General features: G+C 61.9%; 1 pseudogene. It reads left to right on the top strand.

The features are described from left to right. Positions 1 to 341, top strand: a pseudogene (gene istB / locus J9892_RS20510) (IS21-like element ISAs29 family helper ATPase IstB); the annotation flags it as partial.

The raw sequence follows: 341 nt of genomic DNA, 5'->3' as shown, positions 1-341 counted from the left end.
CTCCAGGCCACGGTGCAAGAGGTGGACTACCAGTCTGCACGCAACCTGGAGCGGTCACAGGTGGCAAACCTGGCCCAAGGAGAGTGGCTGCGCCGGGGCCAGAACCTGCTCATTACCGGCCCCTGTGGCTGCGGAAAAACCTACCTAGCCTGTGCGCTGGGCTACCAAGCCTGTCAGCAGGGGCACAGCACTCGTTACTACCGGCTGCCGCGTCTGCTACTTGAGCTGAGCCAGGCCAAGGTAGATGGCAGTTACGCCAGACTGCTGGGTCAACTGGCAAGGATAGAGCTGCTGATCCTGGATGACTGGGGACTGGAAGCGGTGAATGCCGAGCAGCGCAA

Source organism: Aeromonas sp. Prich7-2 (assembly GCF_017939255.1).
Taxonomy (GTDB): domain Bacteria; phylum Pseudomonadota; class Gammaproteobacteria; order Enterobacterales; family Aeromonadaceae; genus Aeromonas; species Aeromonas caviae.
The sequence above is the reverse complement of the archived record's forward strand: the minus strand, read 5'-3'. Positions and strand labels throughout refer to the sequence as shown.